Raw genomic sequence first — 3,051 nt, forward strand, 5'->3', positions numbered from 1 at the left:
CGTCGCGGAAGCTAAGATTGAAGCGAAAGTACAACCACACGGCATGACGGATCACTTCGCCTGGAAAGCGGTGTCGCTTAAACGATAGCGGTTTCATAAAACGCCTTCTCCACCAATGGCTTGCAGCCTTCGAAGTGGAGCACCTTTAGCGTTAGACTGACAGCACCATGAAATGCCCCGCCGGGTCGGCCGGATCGGGCCGGTTGGTCGCGGCGTCGGGATAAGGCACCGCCTTGCCGTCGACCAGCTCGGCAACCGTGAACGGCGCGTTGTCGCCCCATTGCGGGAAGTTGACGAAAATGCGCCCGTTGGGGGCGACGGTCACGCCAGTCGGCATCGCGCCATCGAAGGTCGCGACCTGTTCGATCTGGGGCGCGGATGCACCCTCGCGGGTCATCGCGCAGGCGGCGAGCGAGAGGGCAGCGCCAGCGGCCAGAAGCATTTTGACCGAGGTTTTCATGGTGTCATTTCTTTGAGGATGCGGCCCGCTTCGTGGGGCTCGGACCGGAGGTATTGCGGCGGCGCCTTGACCGATGCGCCGAGCGCGGCGGCGGCGTGCCAAGGCCAGCGCGGATCCCACAGCGCAGCGCGGGCAATGGCTATGGCGTCGGCATGCCCGTCTTCGAGGATGCGCTCTGCCTGGTGTGGATCGGTGATCATTCCGACCGCCACGACAGGCATGGCAACCGCGTCCTTGACCGTCCGCGCCAGCGGCACCTGATAGCCGGGGCCGACAGGGATCTGCTGGCGCGGGTCGAGGCCGCCGCTGGACACGTGGATCGCCGAACAACCGCGCCGCTCCAGTTCCTGCGCAAACCGTGCGGTTTCTTCCGCTGTCCAGCCGCCTTCAACCCAGTCGGCCCCGGAAACGCGGACGGTCACCGGGCGGTCGGCCGGAAACGCTTCGCGCACGGCAGCGAACACTTCGAGCGGGAACCGCATCCGGTTGTCGAGACTGCCGCCGTATTCATCGCCGCGCCGGTTGGAGATCGGCGAAAGAAACTCGTGGAGCAGATAGCCATGCGCGACGTGGATCTGGATGGCTTCGATGCCGAGCCTGCCGGCTCGCCGGGCGGCATCCGCGAACGCCTCCCGGATGCGGGCAAGAGCCGGCTTGTCCAGTTCGACAGGGGGATGGTCGTCCGGAGCGAAGGGAATGGCGCTGGGTGCCACGGTCTGCCAGCCATTCTCCGTATCGGGGGCGATTTGCGTTCCGCCGTGCCACGGCTTGGCGCAGCTCGCCTTGCGGCCGGCATGCGCCAGCTGGATGATCAGCGGCATGTCCGACCACCGGCGCACGCTTTCGAGCACGCTTTGCATCGCCGCTTCAGTACGGTCGTCGTAGAGGCCGACGTCACCGTAGGTGATGCGCCCTTCCGGGCTCACAGCAGTCGCCTCGATCGTTAGCGCGCCGGCGCCCGATAGCGCCAACTGGCCGAGATGCATCTGGTGCCAGTCGGTCATCGCGCCGTCGACTGCCGAATACTGGCACATCGGCGCGATGACGATGCGGTTGGCGAGCCGCAGCCCGCCAACCTCAATCGGTTCAAACAATTTCGCCATCACCATTCGCCCGTGTTGGGCATGGAGGCCCAGGGTTCGGCCGGAGCCTTGTGTTCGCCCTTCTGCAGCAGTTCGATCGAGATCCCGTCCGGCGAGCGGACGAACGCCATGTATCCGTCACGCGGGGGGCGATTGATCGTCACGCCGCCCGCCTGCAGTCGCGCGCACGTTTCGTAGATGTCGTCGACCCCGTAGGCGAGATGGCCGAAGTTTCGGCCGCCCGTGTATTTCTCGGAAGCGCTGCCATCCTCGGGCGGCCAGTTGTACGTCAGCTCGACCTCGGCATCGCCCTGCTCGCCGTCGCCGCGGAAATCCTCGTCGGCGGCAAGGTAGATCAGCGTGTAACGCCCGGCCTGGTTCTCCATGCGCCGGGTCTCCCTGAGACCCAGCAGCGTGAAGAACCGGACCGCCGCCTCGGGATCGGCGACGCGCAGCATGGTGTGGAGATACCGCATGATCAGACGTCCTTGTCCTTGAGGGCTTCCATCACGAGCTCCGCGGTGCGGGTTGCGCTGGCGGGGTTCTGGCCGGTCACAAGGTTGCCGTCGCGCAAAGCGAATGGGGCGAAATCGGGGCCGCTCTCGTGCTTGCCGCCAAGTTCCTTGAGGCGCGTTTCGAGCAGGAACGGCACGGCCTTGTCGAGGCCGACCGCGCGTTCCTCGCTGTCGGTGAAGCCCGCGACACGGCGGCCAGCCACGAGGGGCGTGCCATCGGCCTTCTTCGCCGAGACCAGCCCTGCCGGTCCATGGCAGACGGCGGCAACGATCTTGCCTTCGCGGTCGAAGCGTTCGACCAGGCGGGCCAGTTCGTCGCTGCCGGGGTAGTCGAACATGGTGCCGTGGCCGCCGGGCAGGAACAGCGCGTCGTAGCCGGCGGGATCGATGCTTGTGAATACAGGGGTGCTGGTAACCTCGGCCTTCAGGGCCTCGTCCTTCAGATAGCGCTCGACCGAAGCGTCGTTCTCGCCGTCGGCGTTGACGCTGCGCTGGTCGACGGGGATGGCGCCGCCCTTGATCGAGGCCAGCGTCACCTCGGCGCCCGCATCGCGGAAGGCATAATACGGGGTGGTAAGTTCCTCGAGCCAGACACCCGTCGGTTCGGTGCCGGGAATCATTCGGTCGGCGGAGGTGGCCACCATGAGAATGCGGGTCATCGTCAATTGTCCTTTTCCATTGATGTCGGGGACACGAGCAAACGCAACCGGCGCAGCCGCACCCGCCACAAAGACAGCGGTGAGTGCTTTCAGCAGTTGGCGGCGATTTTGCATTCGATCGTTCCTTTCGGCGGCTTAGATACGCAGGGAACGGCATCATGAAATCCAGCGGGAATGGCGGACGGCCATAAATCCGCTTATGGAACCGGAATGTCCCTCCTGCAGTTGCGCACCTTCGTCGAAGTCTACCGCCGTCTTTCACTGAGCGCGGCGGCCCGGGTGATCTGCTCCCCGAAAACTGGATCACGGGACGTTAGAGTTTTCCGCTGAGATTT

At 65.1% G+C, this 3,051-nt stretch carries 4 protein-coding genes and 1 pseudogene; all 5 read right to left on the reverse strand.

The features are described from left to right. Positions 1-97: pseudogene (locus DXK21_RS16280) on the reverse strand (IS6 family transposase); the annotation flags it as partial. A 54-nt stretch (positions 98-151) separates the two neighbouring features. Further along, a complete protein-coding gene (locus DXK21_RS16285; protein WP_211306068.1) occupies positions 152-460 on the reverse strand; it encodes a hypothetical protein in 309 nt (102 codons plus the stop codon). Beyond that, a complete protein-coding gene (locus DXK21_RS16290; protein ID WP_211306069.1) occupies positions 457-1,563 on the reverse strand; it encodes an NADH:flavin oxidoreductase/NADH oxidase in 1,107 nt (368 codons plus the stop codon). Before DXK21_RS16290 ends, DXK21_RS16285 begins: the two co-directional genes overlap by 4 nt. Next, on the reverse strand, positions 1,563-2,018 hold the full coding sequence (locus DXK21_RS16295) for a VOC family protein (protein WP_211306070.1): 456 nt from the start codon (positions 2,016-2,018) through the stop codon (positions 1,563-1,565). Before DXK21_RS16295 ends, DXK21_RS16290 begins: the two co-directional genes overlap by 1 nt. 2 nt (positions 2,019-2,020) lie before the next feature. Next, the gene (locus DXK21_RS16300; RefSeq protein WP_211306071.1) at positions 2,021-2,830 is read right to left on the reverse strand and encodes a type 1 glutamine amidotransferase domain-containing protein; all 810 of its coding nucleotides are present in this window, start codon (positions 2,828-2,830) and stop codon (positions 2,021-2,023) included. Between the last annotated feature and the right edge of the window lie 221 nt (positions 2,831-3,051).

This window comes from Brevundimonas bullata (assembly GCF_003350205.1).
GTDB classification, from domain to species: domain Bacteria; phylum Pseudomonadota; class Alphaproteobacteria; order Caulobacterales; family Caulobacteraceae; genus Brevundimonas; species Brevundimonas bullata.